The sequence below is a fragment of the Parabacteroides sp. TM07-1AC genome (assembly GCF_003480915.1).
GTDB classification, from domain to species: Bacteria; Bacteroidota; Bacteroidia; order Bacteroidales; family Tannerellaceae; genus Parabacteroides; species Parabacteroides chongii.
Genome location: NZ_QUKD01000001.1, coordinates 775,593 through 795,675 on the forward strand (window position 1 = coordinate 775,593; position 20,083 = coordinate 795,675).

Below are 20,083 nucleotides of genomic sequence, written 5' to 3' on the forward strand. Positions count from 1 at the left end.
AATTAGTGTTTAAACATCAGAGAGCACATAGAGGTAAAGCTCTCCTTTATTTAGCAATTCTACCGATTCTCCCTTCACGGCATTACCCGGGCAGGTTCTATGGGTATAATCTCAGCCTGTATATTAAGGCACCCCTATGATAAGTCGCAGCAAAGATAATAAATTATCCGAAATGTGGCGGCCGCTTATTCATTTTCCGTTCAACAAAGTCTTTGATAAACCCGACTGTTTCGTCTACACCCAATACAGATACATCGATAGAGAAATTATAGGAAGAAGCAACTCCCCACTCTTTATTGGTGTAATAATTATAGTAAGCGGCACGCGATTTATCGGTTTTCATCATCAATTCTTTTGCCTGCTCGACAGTTACATCTTGTCTTTCTATAATACGCTGGATACGATGTTCGGGAGTGGTATGAATAAAGAAACTCAGGCAGTCGGGATCGTCACGCAGGATATAGTCTGCACAACGTCCTACCAAGACACACGACTGCTCAGCCGCCAACTTGCGGATAGCGTCACTCTGAAACTTGAATAATCCGTCGTTCGACAAAATGTCGTTGTAAGGTGTAAACATTCCCATATAGGAATATCCCATCGTAAATGCATATGACAGTCCGCTGGAAGCCCGTTCGTCCGCTTTCTCAAAAAACTCCTCACTCAAGCCGCTCTCTTTCGCTGCTATCGCCATCAGTTCCTTATCATAATAAGCGATGCCCAGCGCTTTCGCCAACTTCTGCCCTACTTCTCGTCCACCGCTGCCAAATTGACGGCCAATGGTCAATATGATCTTGTTATCCATAAATTACCAGATTTGATTATCCTGCGATAAATATACAATATTTTTTTAGTTTGGTACATGTTTAAACTTCCTGAATTGATTTACCAGTACAATTGCTGTTACGACCGTTGCGATCGTGTCGGCTACCGGCATACTGATCCAGACACCTAACGTTCCGAAGAAACGGGGAAGGATGATCAAACAAGGGATCAGGAATAATAACTGACGGGTAAGCGACAAAAAGATCGCTTTCTTTGACATACCGATCGAAAGGAAGAAGTTGGTTGCCACCATCTGGAACCCCACGATCGGGAAGACGGCAAATACGATATGAAGACCGAACACGGCAGCTTTCACCAATTCATCGTCGGTTGTAAACATATTCACAATCAGGGTCGGGAACAACTGGCATAACAGGAAACCCGTCGTTGCAACGCCTATCGCCCACTTCATCGTCAGCTTGGTCACTTCCGTCACACGAGGATATAAACGGGCGCCGAAATTATATCCGGCAATCGGCTGCATACCCTGGTTGAAGCCCATAATGATCATTACAAATAGGAAGATGATACGGTTTACAATACCATAGGCCCCGATAGCCATATCTCCGCCATATTCCTTCAATCCACGGTTGATCAGGATAACGATCAGACAAGAACAGAGATTCATCAGGAAAGGGGACATACCGATATACAGGATACCTTTTACTATCTCCTTCTTCAATTTATAAATACCTTTCTTAAAATGAAGCAATTGCGACGGTCTGGAAAAATGGATCATCTGCCCGGCCAGTGAAATCACCTGAGAAATCACAGTTGCCCATGCAGAACCTTTGATTCCCCAGCCGAATCCAAAGATAAAGATCGGATTCAATATACAGTTTATCACGACCGAAGCCAGTGTCGCATACATGGCCAGTTTCGGGAAACCGGATGAACGCAATACGGCATTCAATCCCAAATACATGTGTGTAACCACATTTCCATAGAGAATAATCTGCATATAATCGCGTGCATACGATATCGTATTCTCACTAGCCCCGAAGAAATAAAGGATCGGATCGAGAAGGAACAAAAAGACAAACGTAAAAGCGACGCCGAGAAGAACATTCAGCACTAATACATTGCCGAGAACCCGGTTTGCACCCTCGTAATCTTTCTGCCCTAATTTAACAGACACAAGCGTAGAAGCCCCTACCCCGACCAACGAACCGAAAGCTGCCGCCAGGTTCATAAGCGGAAAGGTCAGAGCCAAACCGGAGATAGCCAGCGGCCCAACTCCATGTCCGATAAAAATACTGTCTGCCATATTATAAAGCGAAGATGCCGTCATGGCGATAATCGCCGGAATAGCGTATTGCGTAAGCAGTTTTCCAATACGTTCAGTACCTAATACCAAAGGAGAGTTTTCTTTTGCCATAAAAACCAATTGATATGCAAAGGTACGGATATTTCCGATTAATTTTTACCTTTGTTCTACTATAATAGTTTAAAAGATGGCAGAGAACTTAATCATAAGCATTGGAAATAAAGAGCAGCAGTATCAAACACTATTCCCCCAGATAGAGTCATTACTGGCTGGTGAAAACGACACGATCGCCAATATGGCAAATGTAGCAGCGGCACTGAAACAGACATTCAATTTCTTTTGGGTCGGTTTCTATATCGTCAAAGACGATATGCTGGTGCTCGCTCCTTTTCAGGGACCGATAGCTTGCACACGTATCCGGTATGGCAAAGGCGTTTGCGGTACGGCATGGAAAGAAACAGCCACTCAAATTGTTCCAGACGTAGATCTATTCCCCGGACATATAGCCTGTAACTCCGATTCGAAATCTGAAATTGTAGTTCCGGTTATTCGTGACGGGAAAGTGGTAGCCGTACTCGATATCGACAGCGATGAGTTGAATAGTTTCGATGAGACAGATGCTGTTTATCTGGAGAAGATATGCCGGTTGATTTAACCGTAACATAATATAAATGAAGATGTGCCAGAATTGATATTTACCAGACGCAGATAACGCAGACGGTTTATCTATTTTGACACATCTTCATTTATAGGCTTTTGTAATATTTAGAAGACAATCTCTATCCTGCCATAGCAAGGGTTAGCCTCCAATATCTTACAATAATTTCCCCAGGCAATTTCCGGATAATCCCAACGGTTGTTGACGTACAGGATCAACTGACCATCCGCACGTTTACTTGAACGGCAGGCAACAGTGGCATCCGGTGAAAGAACCGATAAGCCTTTTCCTGTATTACCGGCATTCAACGTATAGAAATAGATATTTTCTTTCATTCCTTTTGCCATCTGAGTAAGCGGGCGATCGCAATTCGCTCCGGCATCTGCCCAATAATAATAATTGTGCGTATCACTCTGCCAGGGTTGTTCCGGACGGGCTCCATAAGGCACTTTGTTCGGATTATAGAAAGAGGTTTCTCCTTCATTGCCTGCAAAAGCACCGGAAGGATAATAGCTCCAATGTCCCCGGCGTTTCCATTTCAGCCGGTCCATCGTTTCAGGAAGATGGAAAGAAAGACCTGTTTCACGCAGGAAACCATTCGGTTGTCCGTTCGTCAGGTAATTGATTTCCATACGTCCTTCGAGAGAGATCAATAGACGGATATCCGTATCCACATCATTATAACGACCATTCAGGATAACCAGGACATTATCGCCTTGTTTTGTATAAGTGATGCTCTGCTTCTGCCAGTCGGCATCCGATGTAAGGAACTTGGTTGCACTCTTACGCACTTCGGCTCCCGTCAGATGGTTCAGGTTGATATCCAGATTCAGGAAAGGACCTTTTTCTATAAAGACCTGTCCGTCGGCCGTTGCATGACAGATCAGGCCGGTTTCTTTACTGAACGGGATTTCAAAACGATCGCCTTTTACCACGATACGGTCAGCACTTTCCTCGACCAGTAGCGAACCTTTACGATCCGGTTGCGGCAGTGTGATTTTAGGTTGCCCTAATGTGACAAGCGAGGCATCGATCAAATCTCCCTCCGCTGTAAGGAAACTGACAAGCAGTTCGCCGCCTTCTTTCCAGTCTTCAGCGGGAAGGATCAGGACACCTTTCTGATGCGGTTCGATGGAAGCCATCCGGATATCTTTTTCCATCCCGTTATATTGGTAACGTACTTTTATCTCATTCAAGTTCGTATGATCGAAACGGTTATATACCGGAAGAACCAGACGTTCACCCGTTGTATAATCACTGACCTGCTCCGCTAACAGGCGTACAGGTGAATAGGCTTTCTTAGTAGACCAAAACTCCGGTTTCTCACGACGCCAAACATCTACAATACCCCATTCGCCATATCCTACGCAGTTTCCCTGAAAGTCTTCCGGCTTGGCAGTACGGGCAAACTCCTTCCAGAAAGAAGTACCCATCTTAGGCTCGGGTAACATAAATGTCTCGTCGATATATCCCCAGATGGCACCGCCCAAACCGCCGGGAGCATCGAACAAACCGCTCCACATCTTATCGAGGGAGATTCCCCAGAACTCACGGATATTCGGATCGTCCTGCAATGTTTTATAGGTATAGCAAGCAGGATGTGCCCATTCGTCGAAAAGAGCCGGAATACCATGTCCTTGGAAGTTACGGGTGGCGCGTCCCCATTGGTTCAGGTTTCCATCCACATCCTGATAATGCATGCTCAGAATATCATATATCGGCTTCTTCTCGCCTACCGAACCGGGATAACTGAAGATAACAGGGCGAGTCGTATCCGTCGCTTTCACCCAATCCCAACAAGCCTGAAAATTCTTTCCGTACACACTCTCATTACCGATCGACCAGAAAAGGATCGATGGATGCGAGCGGAACGACTTTACCATTTCACGGCATTGCGACAAATAACGAGGTGTAAACTCGGCACTATCCTGTGTCTTTCCCGGCGCATAATTCTTCTGACGATAGGTATCGACAAAACAAACAGCCGTCTCACTCTCTACATAGATACCGAAGCGGTCGCAGAAATTAAGGAAATGTTCCGAAGGCGGATAATGCGAGGTACGCACAAAATTCATATTCGACTGTTTGAAACGGATCGCATCCAGGCTATCGAGTTCAACCGTCGTAGTACGTCCCAATGTCGGATGGATATCATGACGGCAAGCACCGCGTAACTTGACCGGCTTTCCGTTAACCAGCATACGGTCTTTTACGATCTTTACATCCCGGAAACCTATTTTCTTAGTGAAACGGCCAATCTCCTTTCCTCCTTCACGAAGGGCTACGGTAAGGGTATAAAGGTTCGGATGCTCGGCATCCCATTTCAAAGGGGCAGACACCGGAAGTTCATGGATATTATCATTCTCTTTCAGTGCAAAAACAGATTGAGACAACGGAACATTCTTTCCGGAAGGATCGGTCAAGGCATAGGTAACCTCTGTATTTCCCGTGGTCCTACCGGTATAGGATACTTTCAGCACGGCATCGCGGTAAAGCGTATCGAGGTGTGTCTCCGCTGCAAAATTAAAGAAACAGGTTTCCGGCAAAGCAAAAACAGTCACATCACGCAGGATACCGCCTATCGGATGATGGGCGTATCCGGAAGCATAAGAGATATCGTCTATACGGTCAGTTACATCCAGTTGTATCTCATTTTTCGCACCCGGACGAACATAATCCGTCACGTCCGTTTCCCAACGGGTAAAGCCGCCATGATGCTCACGGACCTGTTTTCCGTTTATTGAAAGAACTGCATGGCTATATACACCATCGAAACGTAGTATCGTACGTTTGCCTTTATAATCCGCAGGAAGAGTGAATGATTTACGATAAAGGTATGGAGTATCGTGTTGGATGGCATAACCTTGCATAGCCAATTCGCCGGGAACCTGGACGGTATTCCATTTTCCTTTCGGAGAAAAACGGAATTGCCAATCGCCATTCAATAGCAAAGAGGGTGAATCTACCCCCGCTATTTTACAAGGGATCAGGAAAGAAGACTCCGGAGAGAGTGTCTCCGATGAACCTATCGCACCTATTCCCTGACTGAGCAGGAAACAACTACTCAAGAGTAATAATGTTTTTTTCATGTATGTTTCATGTTTTATAGTTGTTATTTCTAATGTCACCACCAGAACCAATAGAATGCAACCAATATAGCTATCACGACCAACGACAGGATATTGAACAGGCGGCTCGTATGAAATAATCCGAGCCGGTGTGTCGTATAGGCATTCTCCATCGGCTTACGGCTACCCAGTAGGATGATCAATCCGCAACAGAGGAAGAAAACGATCATCATACGATCCATCCACGGTAAACCGGGACAGAGGAACTTCATCAACGTAGAGAATACAAACGATCCGAAAGCAGCCGCTAATGCTCCGTTTGCCGTCGCCCGTTTATAAAAGAACCCAGCCAGGAAGATCGACAAAGCACCCGGACTGATAAATCCGGTGAACTCTTGAATATACTGGAACGCCTGATCCAGTCCCGACAACATCGGTGCGATCAATACGGCAACCAGCAACGACCCAAAACTCGCCCATCTTCCGGTCTTTACCAGCTCATGCTGCCCGGCTTCCTTCCTGAAAAAGGACTTATAAATATCCATTGTAAAGATAGTGGATATACTGTTCATCATCGAAGCCAGCGAACTGACAATCGCTGCCGTCAACGCCGCAAAAGCAATCCCTTTCACTCCTACCGGAAGCAGGTTGCTGAGTAGCCAGGGATAAGCCTCGTCCGACTTTTCCAACGGAGCATTCAAAGCAAACGCAGCAATCCCCGGTATCACAACCAGCAACGGAACCAACAGTTTGATAAACCCGGCAAACAACATACCGTTCTGTGCCTCTCCCACCGATTTGGCAGCCAAAGCCCGTTGAATAATATATTGGTTACATCCCCAGTAATACAAGTTTGCCACCCACAGTCCACCGAGAATAACAGAGATACCGGGCAAGTCCTTATAGCTCGGATGCGATTTATCGAGGATCAGATGAAACTTATCTTCCGCCTGTGCATATAGGTTCGTGACACCCTGCCATACTCCTTCACCGGCACCCAGCAGGTCCAAAGCAATATAAGTCGTTATCAGTCCGCCTCCAATAAGGAAGATTACCTGAATGACATCAGTCAAAGCAACCGCTTTCAATCCTCCGTAGATAGAGTAGATACCGGCAAAGGCAGCCAATCCGACTACTCCCCAAAACAGAGGAATACCCATGACCTTCTCGATCGTCAATGCTCCGAGATACAGTATCGAAGTCAGGTTGATAAAGATAAAAACTGCCAGCCAGAAGACAGCCATGACCGTCTTCACCCGCTTATCGAACCGCTCTTCCAGGAACTGCGGCATCGTGAATATCTTCTTTTCCAGAAATATCGGAATAAAGTATTTGGCTACGATAATCAATCCCAATGCAGCGATCCATTCATAAGTGGCCATTGCCAGCCCGATCGCATACCCGGAGCCGGACATACCGACAAACTGTTCGGCAGAGATGTTCGACGCAATGATCGAAGCACCGATCGCCCACCAGGCAAGTCCGCGTCCGGCAAGGAAATAATCGCCGGCATCCCGTTCTTCGCCTTTCTTCTTTCGTGAGACAAACAATCCTACGAAGAGGATCAGGGCACAGTAAGCAATAAAAACAATCAGATCTATTGTGTTCATGGTATTCATATTCGTTATTCATCTTGCATAAGAGCCGACCGGCCACCGTCCATCAGGATCGTTGTCCCGCTAATGAAACGCGCCATAGGCGATGCAAGATAGACACAGAGGTCACCCACCTCCTCTACTGTCCCGATCCGTTTGACCGGATGCAGGTTGATCGTACGTAAACGCTCTTCCCGGGCATCCGGAAAAGAGTCGAACCAGGTATCGTTGCCCGCCGTATCGATGAAGCCCGGAGCGACACCGACCGTACGGATAGCAGGCCCCCACTCGATTGCCAGGTTACGGACCAGGCCGGTGATCGCCGTTTTCGTCACGCTATACGGAAAGCATCCGGGAATCGTTCCGAACGCATGGTTGGAAGTCATCAACAGGATAACGCCTTCCCCACTCTGTTCCAGATAGGGTTTGCATAGCTTCGACAACCGCCAGTGGGATGCCAGGTTCAGATCCAGGTTATACTGCCAGCGTTCTTCCGTACACCCGGCTGCACCCTCGAATACATTCATTCCCGCACTGGAGACCAGGACATCTAACCGCCCGAAAGTACGAATCGTTTCCTCCACCAGCTGTCCCAGTTGTTCGGGACAAGTGACGTCGGTCTGCACATACAGCGACCGGACTCCCTGCGACTCGACAGCCTCCCGGAATGCGGCTGCCGACGGATCATCCGCCGCTTTTCGTGCACATCCGGCGACATGAGCACCCGCCCGGGCAAACTCCCGGGCAGTACCCAGACCGATACCGGAAGATACACCGGTAACAAGTACCACTTTATCTTTATAGTCTATCGTAAAGCTCATACCAATCAGATATAGAAGTTATCAGGCGCGTTCGTCGTAATACCCGGATGCTTTTCCATCTCTTCCTCCACCAGGTCTACGCCCAGTCCCGGACGGTCGGACAGGTGCAGATGGCCGTCGTACACCATTTCCGCTATCGGATGGTCGATCACCGTATCCCTCCAGGGAACATCATTGAACATAAATTCCTGACGGAAGAAATTCGGGATCGCAGCACACACATGCGAAGAAGCAAGCGTCGATAAAGGCCCGTTCGGGTTATGGGGAGCGATCAGGACGTTGTAGGCTTCCGCCATCGTCGCCATCCGCTTCATTTCAGACGGTCCGCCGCAACGGGTGATATCCGGCATGATGACATCGCATACATGTTTCTCCAACAAAGAACGGATACCGAAGCGGGTATAATGGCGTTCGCCTACGCAGATAGCGACATCGGAAGGGATACGTTCACGCATGGCACGTAAGGTCTGCGAACTTTCCGGTCCGGCAGGCTCCTCATACCAGGTAATATCCAGCTTTGCCAGACGTTCGGCCATCTTCACCGCCACCCGGTAATTCAGCATGGCATGTGTCTCGATCATAATATCGAACTCCGGTCCTACCGCATCACGTACCGCCTTCGATACATCGAAAGCCAAGTCTTGTTGTTCTGCCGTCAGGGTCAGATTGGAAGCCAGGTCTTCCCCATAGAAATAGTTCGTATGTGCGAACGGGTCGAACTTCAGTCCGGTGAAACCGGCCTCCTTTACTTTCAACGCCTGTTCCGTATAGTCTTTGGCATTATGTCCGCCACCGGTAAACCAGTAGTTGGCATATAATAAAACGTTTTTGCGATAAGCGCCGCCCAGCAACTCGTAGCAGGGAACGCCCAGCACTTTTGCCTTCAGGTCCAGCAAAGCCATATCGATACCGCTGATGGCGCAAAGGCTGGCACCGTACGGGCCGATCCAGTTCAGATCGCGATAGAGCTTTGTCCAGATAAAATCCGTCTTCATCGGATCGAGACCGATGATACGCTGCCCTACATGCTTGGCAGCTTCAAAGACGATCGGGCTTCCCGGCCAGTTGGTCGCTTCGCCCACACCGGTATATCCTTCGTCCGTATATATTTTAAGTAGCGTCCAGTTGTATTTGATACCTTGTACCAACCATACCTTTACATCTGTGATTTTCATTGTCTATTTCGATTTAATTACATGATTCCAAACTGGTCGAAAGCATCGCGGGCTTTCATTCCTTCCTGTATCTTCTTCAATACCATCCGTTCGCCACGGGCTTTTTCAAGGGCACGGGTAAAGACTTCCTCCTCGATAGCACGGGGAACGACACATACACCGTCGATATCCCCTATCAGGATATCCCCGTCGTCGATACGCACCCCATCCATTTCAATCGGGACGCGATAGTCGATCACCTTTCCTCTCGGAGCCTGGTCCTGTGCATAAGGGCCGTAAGAGAAACAAGGGAAGTCGAGTGCCAGAATCCCTTTCGTATCGCGTGAATAACCATTCACCACGGCACCGGCTGCCTTGCACTGCATAGCCCGGGCACTCATCAATTCACCCCATAAGGCATAACAGGGAGACGAACCGGAACAGACATAGACTTCATCTTCTTTCAGATCGTCCAGCGCTTCGAGCATCAATCCGAAAGAACGTTTCAACAACGGATTCTCCCCGCATTCCTTTCCATGTTCCAACACATCTGCTTCCAGCACCGTCATTGCCCGTCCGACAACCAGCATATCGTCACGAAGCGGACGTATCTGCGGGGGAAGAAACTGACGGGTATAGCCCATCTTATCCATAATGTCACCGATCACTGCGGTATAAAGCTCCTCTTTTATCAAAGAGAACAACGCTTTATCATCATTCCATTCTTTCATTTTACTATAGTTTATCAGTATTTATATACTCCTGTTACTGATCACAAAGTTAGCCGGAGTGTACAAAAAGTAAGGCTTAAAACAAAGCTGCAACGTATGCAGGTAGGACCTTTTAAGAGGAAAATGTGTACAAAACGGAAAACTATTTGGTAACCTCCCTCGGAGTGATCCCCATCTGCTGTTTGAATACCCTTGAAAAGTATTGCGGCGACTTGAATCCGCAGATGAAACAGATCTCTTTTATAGACATTTCCGTATTCCTCAACAGTTCGATCGCCTTATTGATCCGTATCTGGTTCAGATAATCCAGCGGAGAGAGATTGAGATGCTGGGCGAAGAGTTTGCGCAGGTAACGTTCCCCTATTCCGGTCTGCCCGGCCACGTCGGTGATGGAGATATCTGTCTGATAGTTCATGCGGATATAAGAAATTGCCTTTTTCAGCGATTCATTTGTACAAATCGGCAGGTAGGATTCGTCCATATAGCGGTAGATCAGAATCAGCAGTTCCGCATAGTACATCACGACCAGGTATTGATAGTATTTGTTTTTCAGATTCATCTCGTTCACGATACGCTGAACGGCCCGCATGATCCGGACATTATTCACGATCTTGATCAGCCGGTTCTCTTCCGAGAAAATAGTGACAGGCGTCAATTCGCCTGTCTCATCCTGGGCATGCGGATTGAAGCGGGAGAAGATCTCCGGCAGAAATTCCAACTGCATCAGCGTCGTCCCTTCCGAACCGGCCTCGAAGGTATGTTCCACATTCGAGCAGATGATCATCATCTCGTTCTCATTAAAGCTGATACTTTCGTTCTCCAGGTGCAGAATGCAATTTCCTTTCTTTACATAGTTGATCTCGATACGCAGATGCTGGTGTGGTCCGAATGTTTCAAATGGCTGGAAAGAGACAAAGCGGAAGACATCCGCCAGTCGTTTGTACTTCAGATTATCCGTTATCCCTTCCAAAAGTCCCCAAAGAGACTGTTCTGTTGTCTTGTTATCCATGGTATTTCCTTTCCCTTATTCAGAAGCAAAGATAGGGAAAAGGCAGTACCGGATTTTACACTTCCGGAAAAAAAGAAGGGCCGAAATGGTATCATTCGGCCCTTTAACTTATACAAAACGGAACTAATTCTTTTCGGCTTAATAAATATTTGGTGGACATTTGTTATATAAACTCACTATAATAAGAATACTTATGATAAATGTATCTGTAAAAGTAAAACGACGTAAGAGCATGGTACAGCGAAAGGCGGTGCCTCTTTTCGTACAGCTTATCGGCAAACGGAAGATGCGACGCATCCCGCTCGATGATTTGCGGCTTTACGAAGAAGAATGGGACCCGCTCTTCGAAAATGTATGCATCCCGCCAGGGACATCCCGTGAGAGGACGGAGTATCTGCTACGGGCTACAGACCGGTTGGAAAAGGAACTTTCCGCTATTCGGACGGTAATAAGCAAGCTCGCAAATTCAACGGACGTTACCGTTGAAGAAATAGTTGCTGCCTATCAGGAGCGGAATGGCTCGATTGCCTGGACTGCCTACCTCGACAAGTTGATAGAAGGCTTGCGGGAGAAAGGATGCGACTCGACCGCCCGGCATTACCGCAGCCTTGAGAGAAGCTTCAACACCTTCCTCGAACACCGGGTAATCATGCTGAGGGATATCAGCGACAGGCTGATAAAGGAATACGAAGGGTTTCTGGTAGGGAAAGGACTCATGCCCAATACCGTCTCATTCTATCTCCGGACATTCCGCGCAGTATGGAACAAGGCGATACGGGCCGGACTGATCGAACAGCGCCCCTCTCCTTTCCGGGAGGTCAATACCCGGATCGAGAAAACAGAGAAACGGGCTGTCGATACCGATGTTATCGGGAAACTGGAGAATCTCAGGGACACCCTCCCCGGCAACCTGGCCATGTCGCTCGATTTCTTCCTGTTCTGCTACTATGCAAGGGGCATGGCCTTTATCGACCTTGCCTATCTTACCAAAAAGAATATGCATGGCGATATGATTGTCTACAAACGCAGGAAAACCGGACAGGAACTTCAGGTAAAAATCCTTCCCGTCATGAAAAAGCTGCTCGACCGGTACCGCGACAAAAAGAGTCCTTACCTCTTTCCCATATTGAATACCGGGACTGACAGCGATAAAAAGTATCAAAGCGCCCTGCGCTTGCAGAACCTGCACCTGCAAAAGATTGGGAAAAAGATCGGTGTAAAACTATCGGCTCACGTCCCCCGCCACTCATGGGCCAGCGCAGCAAAAAGCAAAGGCGTTCCCGATGAATTGATATCGGAAGGAATGGGGCATACCTCGGTAAAGACAACGTGGATATATATTCGAAAGTTTAACAATACGAGACTGGACAATATGAATGAATATGTGATTACAGGTAAAAAACAACCACCGGGTTCGCCCTATGAATATAGGGGGAGAAAGCAAATGCTGTAAATAAAAAATCCGTCTCTTACCAAGAGACGGAAGTCATAGCTTTGTTAATTGTTAAAACGCCGTAAAGGTAATGACGTTTTGTGAAAAAACAAATGCTTTTCCATTTATTTTAAGCAAAAGTACTTAATATTCAAGCTTATCTTGAATATGAAAACATCTTTTAAGGAAAGAACGACTTAAGTCAAAGCTCTTTCCAAGATAACTATGTCACTCTAAATGCCTGCTTTAATTACATGTTACTATTTAATTATCAGTCGTTTAACAATTGTTTTACGGTTGTTTTGCGATTTAGTTTGAAATTCATCCGATATTGTCTTCCACCCTTTACTTGTCTCAGCCTTTTTATTTAAGCTCTGAAAGCCTGTAAAATGGAATTGTAGCATAAAACAGCCCTGATTCGGGGATATGTTTGTTTTACAATTTGTTTGACGTTATGTTTCAGGTGTTCTCACATTCCATCCGGTTTGGCATAAATTTCAATCGTCTTCAGAAATGTACCTTTCCTCCTTCCGTCTCTTGGTAAGAGACAGAACAAGCGGAAACACTCAACAGTATTAATATTATGTATAGGGAATACCACTTACTAATTGTACTTTTATTTTGCCTGTCACCTTGCCTGCATAGCCAGCAAACAGCGTTAAAGACAAATATCCTTTTTTGGGGAACTACAACTCCGAATGCAGGTGTGGAAGTGGGTATCACCCGTCAGCTCACCCTCGATATCTGGGGCGCATACAACGCCTGGAAATTCAAAAACGATATGAAATTGAACCTTTACCTCCTACAACCGGAAGTCCGTTACTGGTTCTGCCGCAAGTTTGAAGGGCACTTTGTCGGTGTTCACGGGCATTACGGCCATTTCAATATCGGACAGATACCGTTCTTCTCCGGCCTGAAAGAGTATGTATTGCGTGGCGACCTCTATGGCGGCGGCCTCACCTACGGTTACCATTGGGCGTTAGGCGAACGGTGGGGACTGGAAGCCATGATAGGCGGAGGCTATGCCTATATGAAATACGACAAATACCGCTGTGCCGATTGCGGGGAGAGGGTCGGTTCTTTCACCCGGAGTTATTTCGGACCTACACGTATCGGTTTCTCTATCATTTATTTCTTACGATAAAAAACGACGGTATGAGAATCTATCTGTTACATATTATAATGTATGCTTTCGTCGCATCCTGTACGTTCCTGTTCGCCGGGACGGCAGTAGCCGAAGGCGTACGGATTGTCCCCAAATCTTTCGCGATAAAGAACGACAGCCTGCACATCTGGTTGGACATGGATTTGAACAGCGTACACGTCAACTCACAGACAGCCGTCATCTTTACCCCCGAACTAAAAGGAAAAAAAGGAAATACCCATCTCGTGCCACTGCCCCCCGTCATCATAACCGGAAGCAAACGTTACCGCTATGAACGCCGCGAACGGGCTTTAGCCATAGGAAAAGAAACACCGGCAAGCCCATTCCTGGTACTGCTCGAAAACAGACGGACAGGATCGAAGACCGTCAGCTATAAGGTGACCATACCTTACACTTCATGGATGCAGCAAGCCTCCCTGCTGCTTCGCCAGGAACTGAAAGACTGCTGCGACCTGCAATTGTTGGGTGTCGATACGCTTACACGGCAAATCAGACTTAAAAATAAACCGGCAACAACACCTGTATACGCCGAAGAAATGCCTCAACCGGTTATCGCCCGGGCAAAGACATCGGTTGCCGGGAACATCGCTGCGGTAACCGCTCCTGCCGACCTCCGGGAGGTGACGGTTCCGGCAACCGTTCCTGTTCAAAGACCGGTTCCGGCTATTACGAATATCGTCCTTTCTTCTACGGCTCTCGATACCTACGCATCGATGGTGTCGTTCCTCACTCCTGCCTCCGGACGGCAAAACAAGAGACGCTCTAAAAGTGCTACCTTATATATAGATTATCCTTTAGGCAAAGACGAAGTATATCCGGAATACAGAAATAACCGGGAAGAGATCGACAAGATAGACGCAAGCCTGCTGCCGGTCTTATCGGAAGGTTTTACCCAACTGGAATGTATCCGGATAAAGGGATGCGCCTCGCCCGACGGCAACTACGGCGACAATGAACGACTGGCAGAAAACCGTTCCCGCCTGTTTGCCTGGTATGTACAGCGGGCCTACGACTTACCCGCCCATCTGTTCGACGTCTCATCGGTAGCCGAAGACTGGGACGGACTGGAAGAAATACTCAGACAGACAAAGCCGTCTTATTACAGACAGGCAATCGATATCATTCACCGGTACGGCATTTTCAGCGGGCGCGAAAAGCACCTGATGGACCTTCAGGGGGGTGCCCCTTATAAAGATATGCTGAAAAGGTTGTTCCCAAAGCTTCGCCGTATCGAGTTCACGGTAGAATACCGCATCCGTCCGCTCGATGCCGGTGAAGCTTCCGAAATGATCTATACGCATCCCGACCTGCTCAGCCTGGAAGAAATGTATGATGTGGCACGCTATTACCGTCCGGGCACGGATCAGTACCGCGAAGTGTACGAAGTAGCCGCCTTCCATTTCCCGGACGAAGTGACCGCCAATGTCAATGCCGCATCGGCCGTCATGCTGACCGGCGATTTGAAATCGGCGTGGAACTACCTGAGCAAGGTGGAAGCCGATCCGCGTGCCTGGAATAATATAGGAGTGCTCACCCTGATGGAAGGCAATCCCGAAGGGGCTGCCGTCTGGTTTCGTAAGGCGGTAGGCATCGAACCCCGTAAGGCGAGAAAGAATTTGCAGATAGCGGAAGGAATGATAAGTAAGAGTTCATATTAATAATAGGGATACAAAGTAGTGGAAAGGAGACAGAAAGGAAGGCTCGGAGTGATGAGCGTTATACTGGCAGTGATACTGGCAGGATGCACGTTTGGCGACGAGCCCTCCGTATGTCCCTATAATATCAGGATGGAGTACTGGTATGCAGGCAGCAATGTAGAAAACACGCTGCCGGTCTATGTAGACAACCTGCGCCAGTTCTTCTTCGACAGCAACGGAAAACTGATCTCGACCGAGACCCTGCGCGGCGACAGCATAAGCGGCTGGGAAGGGGAACTGCCCGACGGACGATACACCGCCGTCCTGTGGGGAAACGTGGGAGAAGGTAACGATATGCAAACGGATGTTGAAAACGGTAACAACTCCCTGCTGGGTGAAATGACGCTCAGCGCCGTGACGGAAGGCGTTCCGCCCGGGTTCAGGGGAAATACCGGACGATTATATTACGGAACGGCCAACTTCGAAGTAGAGAACGGAGTCACCCAGCGGCAACGGGTTTACCTCTCCCACGCACACGCCGTGCTCTCGATCACGGTACAGTGGATGGCAGACGCTCCGCCCGAAGGCGGTACTTACCGGATGCACCTGAAAGGTATCCCGGCTGTGTACAACTTCACAGGGCAATCGGAGCATATCACCCCCGGCGGCGACGGGGTTTATACCATCCCGCGTATCGGAGGCGTGATCACCTACCACGATACACGGGCGGCGATGAACTTCGACGGGGAAGTGACGGGCGAGTTCGTCACCTTCCGTTACACCTCCGCCACACACCAGATGTGGAGCCTCTGGCGGGATAACGAACAGATCATACGCGACCTGGACCTGAGCACCTTCTTCAAGAAGTTGCCGATGGATATGGATACGAACATGGAGCAAGAATTCGATCTGCTCATCACGGTATACGAAGATAAGATCGTTGTCACCCAGGCAGCCGGAGCCGACTGGGATGAAGGTGGCACGATAGGATAAAATATGAATAGTAATATTTAAATTAGAGAGAAATGAAACAGGTATTAAAATGTACAGCCATCCTGCTGGCAGCCTTACTGGCCGGATGTACGGAAGAAACACAGAACGGAGGCGGCGACAACAAGCCCGACCCAGGTGAAACAGACAGCGGCCAGCGCCGCGAAGTATTGCTAACGCTCAAAAACAAACTGGCACTGAAAGAAGTTTCCACTAAGGCGGGCGACCCGATCGCCACGGCGGAGGAGAATACCATCTCCACCCTCGACCTCTACGTCTTCGCCGCAGCCGATGAAAACGGCGAATACACCTTCCAGGAACGCTTCGCCTACCGCGCCGACGGCAGCGAACTGCCCGAAGGCGCCTCCGAGCTCGAACTCACTCCGGGTAAGGATGATACACAAACGACAGGCTTGCTCAACCTTAAGAAAGGCCTGTTCGCCAAACTCTACTGCATCGTCAACCAAACGGCATTGGTCGATCCGGCACACGAAGACGAAACCCTTACCGATGCCGCCTTCGTACCCCTGACCTTCACCAAACCCGGTGAACAGGGCACGCAGGTCGCTACATTGGGGCAGCCCACAGAAACAGCCTTCCTCACCTTCCATACCCCCCTGTTGAATACCGCAGCGAAGGGCGACACCCTCCGTACACCGCTCGCCATGTCGGGGGCCTACACCACACCCATCGACCTGACCGACTTCAATAGCTCGGCACGCGTACAGGCAGGCTTCAAGCTCACACGTCTCGCCGCACGTTTCGATATCATCAATAAAGCGGAAGAGTCCCGCTTTTCCATCGAGACTGTCTCGATGGGCAACGGTAGAAGAGGCGCGACCCTCTTCCCTATACGCATCTACGGAAAGACGCCCGACGCACAGCCCGAAGAGCTTATCACCTATCCTTTCAGGGCTTTCTATGGCGACAACGCCAACACCGGAACCCAAACAGGAGCCTTCTACTCCTATCCTTCACCGCTTAACGATAAAGGCTATATGATACTTAAAGGGAAATACCAGGTCAACAAGACCGAGAGCAAAGACGTTTCCTACCAGATACCATTCACCCAAACCGACGGCAATGGCAACGAAACCTCGTTGGAGATCAACAATAACCACCGATACACCATCGCCATCACGAAGGCCGACGACTACCATCTCGACTTTACCCTGACGGTGGCCGACTGGGCCGACGACGGGAGCATCGAATACAACCCCAACGAAGACGACAATGAGCTACTCGTTACCATTCCCGACGCATTCAAAGACGATACCAAATACGATCCGGACACACGCTCCGTCAGCATGTCGCTAAAACCCGACAGCAAATTCGAACTCGAAACCACCGCTTCATCCAACCTGATGGTGGAGAAAAAATACGTGGGAGGACTGGCGGCACAGCAGTACGACTGGCTCGAAGTCTCAGAACCGGCCGTCTCCACAAAAACGGCGTTAAACTTCACATATACATTCTCGCTCAAAGACGGATATACACTGGGACGTTATCCGCGTGCCGTACTGCGCTTCACCAATACCATGAACGGAGACGAGACGACCTTCTTCGTCGAGGCGGTAGCCGCTCCGCAGGCAGACAACACGACACAGCCGGGAGAAAACAACCCCAACAGCTTCGATGCTGAAAACCTGCAGGTAAACCTCTATCGCACGACCGGCAGTAAGGCGCATGTGCGTATCACCTGCCCCGACGGTACAGAGGTGGAAAGCAAACCCGACTGGATCGACGTGACCATCGACAAACAGAACGGTGCGGAAACAATCTATCTGCTCACGCTCAACGACCGCGATATCACAGGCGTCCCCGACGATAAGGGCACCGTCATTTTCCGCAACAGCAAAGCGAAAGAGCTCAAAACGGATATTACCGTGCAACTGCTGGATGCCACCCTGAAACCGGATTTCACCAATTCTACGATCGACGGCTCAAAGAACAGCTATGAAGCACCTGTCGGTGACACCCCGGCAAACGTCAATATGCAAATTTCGGACGCAAACAGCTTCGCCGTCAATTGCAAATCCATGCAGGGCATCGAGATCGGCATGGACTTCGACGGAGGGCCCGAATGGCTCAAAGCCGCAGGCGCGAACGTAACCAAGGCTTACAATCAGAATGCAGAACTCACCTTTTCACTCAACAACGACAAGCTGGGAGGTGCAAAAAAAGCAACCGTCACACTCAAAAACAAGGTAGGCGGCAAAAACACGGTCTTCACCGTCTCGCCCGTATTCCTTGTCCCCACCGTCGCTTTTGTCAGCGGAAGCAGCTCCCCGACACAAAACACGATGTCGGGCACTGATATTAAACTGTATCAGGTAACCGGTTCAATGGTAAGCTTCAAAGCAAATGCTTTAGGCGGTACCTGTGTCAAAAAACTAACGGGCGATATCACCGTGACTGCCGACGATAATTATGCAGCAGAAAAGACGTATGTAGTCACCTGGAAAAGCGGGGAATCGGCATCTTTTGTCATTGCCAACAAATCGGATGAAACAAAGGAGACTGCCACTTACGCGGTCAGTGCACCGGTTACAACGATTACGGCTACCGAAAATCTGGATATGAAAACATTGGCCAGCCAGAACGTGACCAATACGATCAACTCGCCCGAAGGATGTACGGCTGCCGTGAGCTGGGGAAGCGGCGGACAAGCCTGGTTCGATCTGAGCACAACGAACCTCAATGCAAATAACCAGTCTCTCAAAATGACGACCAAAAGCAATATCACGACGCTGACGAATATACAGAAAGCGACCGTTACGCTGACAAACAAGATTACAGGAGGAGTTGCAAAAACCTTTACTGTAACACCGCTTTATCAATTTATCAGTGCTGAACAGACTTCATCTACCGGTAATAATCTGATCGGTACGGCAATCAATATGGTTAAGATGTCAGGCAACACCGGCTACCATGCCCAAATAACATTGAAAGTCCTCTCTTTGGGCGGCAGTAAAGTCACTGTATCCGGAACCGGACTAAAATTAACCGGAGCAGCTTCCAACACAGCTTACACAGCCAGCTATACACTGGATGCGGCTTATAACGCAGCGGCAAGCGGGACATTGACGATTACCAATTATCTAAATACCTCAAGCAAACAGGTTTACAATATAAGTGTAAAGGATCAGACGGTTACCTATACGTCAAAGAGTACAGGACAAACAGCACCGGCTTTGGAAATGACAAAATATTGGGTGGCACCGATGACGGAAGGGTTGGCTAATTACAATGATGCACAATCAAAATGTCCGGATGGATGGAAGTTACCATTAAAGAATGATTTCCGAGAATTTACAAGGAATGATAAGCAAAATATGATTGAAAAATTTCTAGCAGGTGCTGACCCTCAAGGTATTGGATTGGGTGGTGACGCAAAGGGTTTAGTCGCTTATTGGGGAAGTGAGTGGGGTGGTACTAACCCATCTTCACTCACTGTAGATCAAAGTCAATGGTCTTGGTACATCCGAGACGGTGCGTATTGCGGCTGTACCAACAACAGTCTATTAAACGTCCGTTGCATTAAAGACAAATAACCGTACGCCGTAAACAAGAACAGCCGCCAGTGGGCGGCTAACGAAAACCAGGCCACGGCCTGAAACGATCTTTGACATGATGGGATTGGTATTTTACAGCGATCTGAAAAATCGTTGGTGAAAGGATAGATTTTGTAAATACATGATGTTTATCTTATTAGTATTGTTTATCTTTGC

At 48.4% G+C, this 20,083-nt stretch carries 14 protein-coding genes and 1 riboswitch; of the genes, 6 read left to right on the forward strand and 8 right to left on the reverse strand.

Annotation, left to right across the window (positions count from 1 at the left end; genetic code table 11):
* Window positions 1-50: 50 nt before the first annotated feature.
* A riboswitch (TPP riboswitch) is annotated at window positions 51-146 on the reverse strand.
* 17 nt (window positions 147-163) lie between these two features.
* Together DXD68_RS03340 and DXD68_RS03345 are read right to left on the reverse strand one after the other, a co-directional pair.
* Window positions 164-805: an AAA family ATPase gene (locus DXD68_RS03340; protein WP_122351505.1), complete on the reverse strand. Its 642-nt coding sequence runs from the start codon at window positions 803-805 to the stop codon at window positions 164-166.
* Window positions 806-850: 45 nt separating this feature from the next.
* Complete coding sequence (locus DXD68_RS03345) at window positions 851-2,203, reverse strand: MATE family efflux transporter (RefSeq protein WP_122360282.1); 1,353 nt, start codon at window positions 2,201-2,203, stop codon at window positions 851-853.
* A gap of 76 nt (window positions 2,204-2,279) precedes the next feature.
* On the opposite strand from DXD68_RS03345, the gene DXD68_RS03350 reads away from it, so the two are divergent.
* Window positions 2,280-2,747 carry a GAF domain-containing protein gene (locus DXD68_RS03350; protein ID WP_122360283.1) on the forward strand — a complete coding sequence of 156 codons (468 nt, stop codon included), beginning with the start codon at window positions 2,280-2,282 and terminating at the stop codon, window positions 2,745-2,747.
* A gap of 110 nt (window positions 2,748-2,857) precedes the next feature.
* Here DXD68_RS03350 and DXD68_RS03355 read toward each other — a convergent pair whose 3' ends face one another.
* The 6 genes from DXD68_RS03355 to DXD68_RS03385 all read right to left on the reverse strand — a co-directional run bounded on the left by DXD68_RS03355 (window position 2,858) and on the right by DXD68_RS03385 (window position 11,128).
* Window positions 2,858-5,839 (reverse strand): glycoside hydrolase family 2 protein, encoded by a 2,982-nt coding sequence (locus DXD68_RS03355; RefSeq protein WP_122360284.1) that lies wholly within the window; start codon window positions 5,837-5,839, stop codon window positions 2,858-2,860.
* A gap of 35 nt (window positions 5,840-5,874) precedes the next feature.
* A complete protein-coding gene (locus DXD68_RS03360; RefSeq protein ID WP_122360517.1) occupies window positions 5,875-7,428 on the reverse strand; it encodes a sodium/sugar symporter in 1,554 nt (517 codons plus the stop codon).
* Window positions 7,429-7,442: 14 nt separating this feature from the next.
* The gene (locus tag DXD68_RS03365; RefSeq protein WP_122360285.1) at window positions 7,443-8,234 is read right to left on the reverse strand and encodes an SDR family NAD(P)-dependent oxidoreductase; all 792 of its coding nucleotides are present in this window, start codon (window positions 8,232-8,234) and stop codon (window positions 7,443-7,445) included.
* 5 nt (window positions 8,235-8,239) lie between these two features.
* Window positions 8,240-9,409: a mandelate racemase/muconate lactonizing enzyme family protein gene (locus tag DXD68_RS03370; protein WP_122351512.1), complete on the reverse strand. Its 1,170-nt coding sequence runs from the start codon at window positions 9,407-9,409 to the stop codon at window positions 8,240-8,242.
* Window positions 9,410-9,426: 17 nt separating this feature from the next.
* Entirely contained in the window at window positions 9,427-10,119 is a 693-nt protein-coding gene (locus tag DXD68_RS03375) for an RraA family protein (RefSeq protein ID WP_075557959.1), read from the reverse strand.
* Between the two features lie 142 nt (window positions 10,120-10,261).
* Complete coding sequence (locus DXD68_RS03385; protein WP_075557960.1) at window positions 10,262-11,128, reverse strand: AraC family transcriptional regulator; 867 nt, start codon at window positions 11,126-11,128, stop codon at window positions 10,262-10,264.
* A 193-nt stretch (window positions 11,129-11,321) separates the two neighbouring features.
* Here DXD68_RS03385 and DXD68_RS03390 point away from each other — a divergent pair, with 193 nt between their 5' ends.
* From DXD68_RS03390 to DXD68_RS03410, 5 genes are all read left to right on the forward strand, one after another.
* Entirely contained in the window at window positions 11,322-12,581 is a 1,260-nt protein-coding gene (locus DXD68_RS03390) for a tyrosine-type recombinase/integrase (RefSeq protein ID WP_122360286.1), read from the forward strand.
* A gap of 562 nt (window positions 12,582-13,143) precedes the next feature.
* Window positions 13,144-13,704, forward strand: a complete 561-nt coding sequence (locus tag DXD68_RS03395; RefSeq protein WP_199715366.1) for a DUF3575 domain-containing protein — start codon at window positions 13,144-13,146, stop codon at window positions 13,702-13,704.
* 11 nt (window positions 13,705-13,715) lie between these two features.
* Complete coding sequence (locus tag DXD68_RS03400; protein ID WP_122360287.1) at window positions 13,716-15,383, forward strand: DUF3868 domain-containing protein; 1,668 nt, start codon at window positions 13,716-13,718, stop codon at window positions 15,381-15,383.
* An 18-nt stretch (window positions 15,384-15,401) separates the two neighbouring features.
* On the forward strand, window positions 15,402-16,355 hold the full coding sequence (locus tag DXD68_RS03405) for a FimB/Mfa2 family fimbrial subunit (protein ID WP_233576979.1): 954 nt from the start codon (window positions 15,402-15,404) through the stop codon (window positions 16,353-16,355).
* Between the two features lie 32 nt (window positions 16,356-16,387).
* A complete protein-coding gene (locus tag DXD68_RS03410) occupies window positions 16,388-19,906 on the forward strand; it encodes a hypothetical protein (RefSeq protein ID WP_122360289.1) in 3,519 nt (1,172 codons plus the stop codon).
* Window positions 19,907-20,083 lie beyond the last annotated feature (177 nt).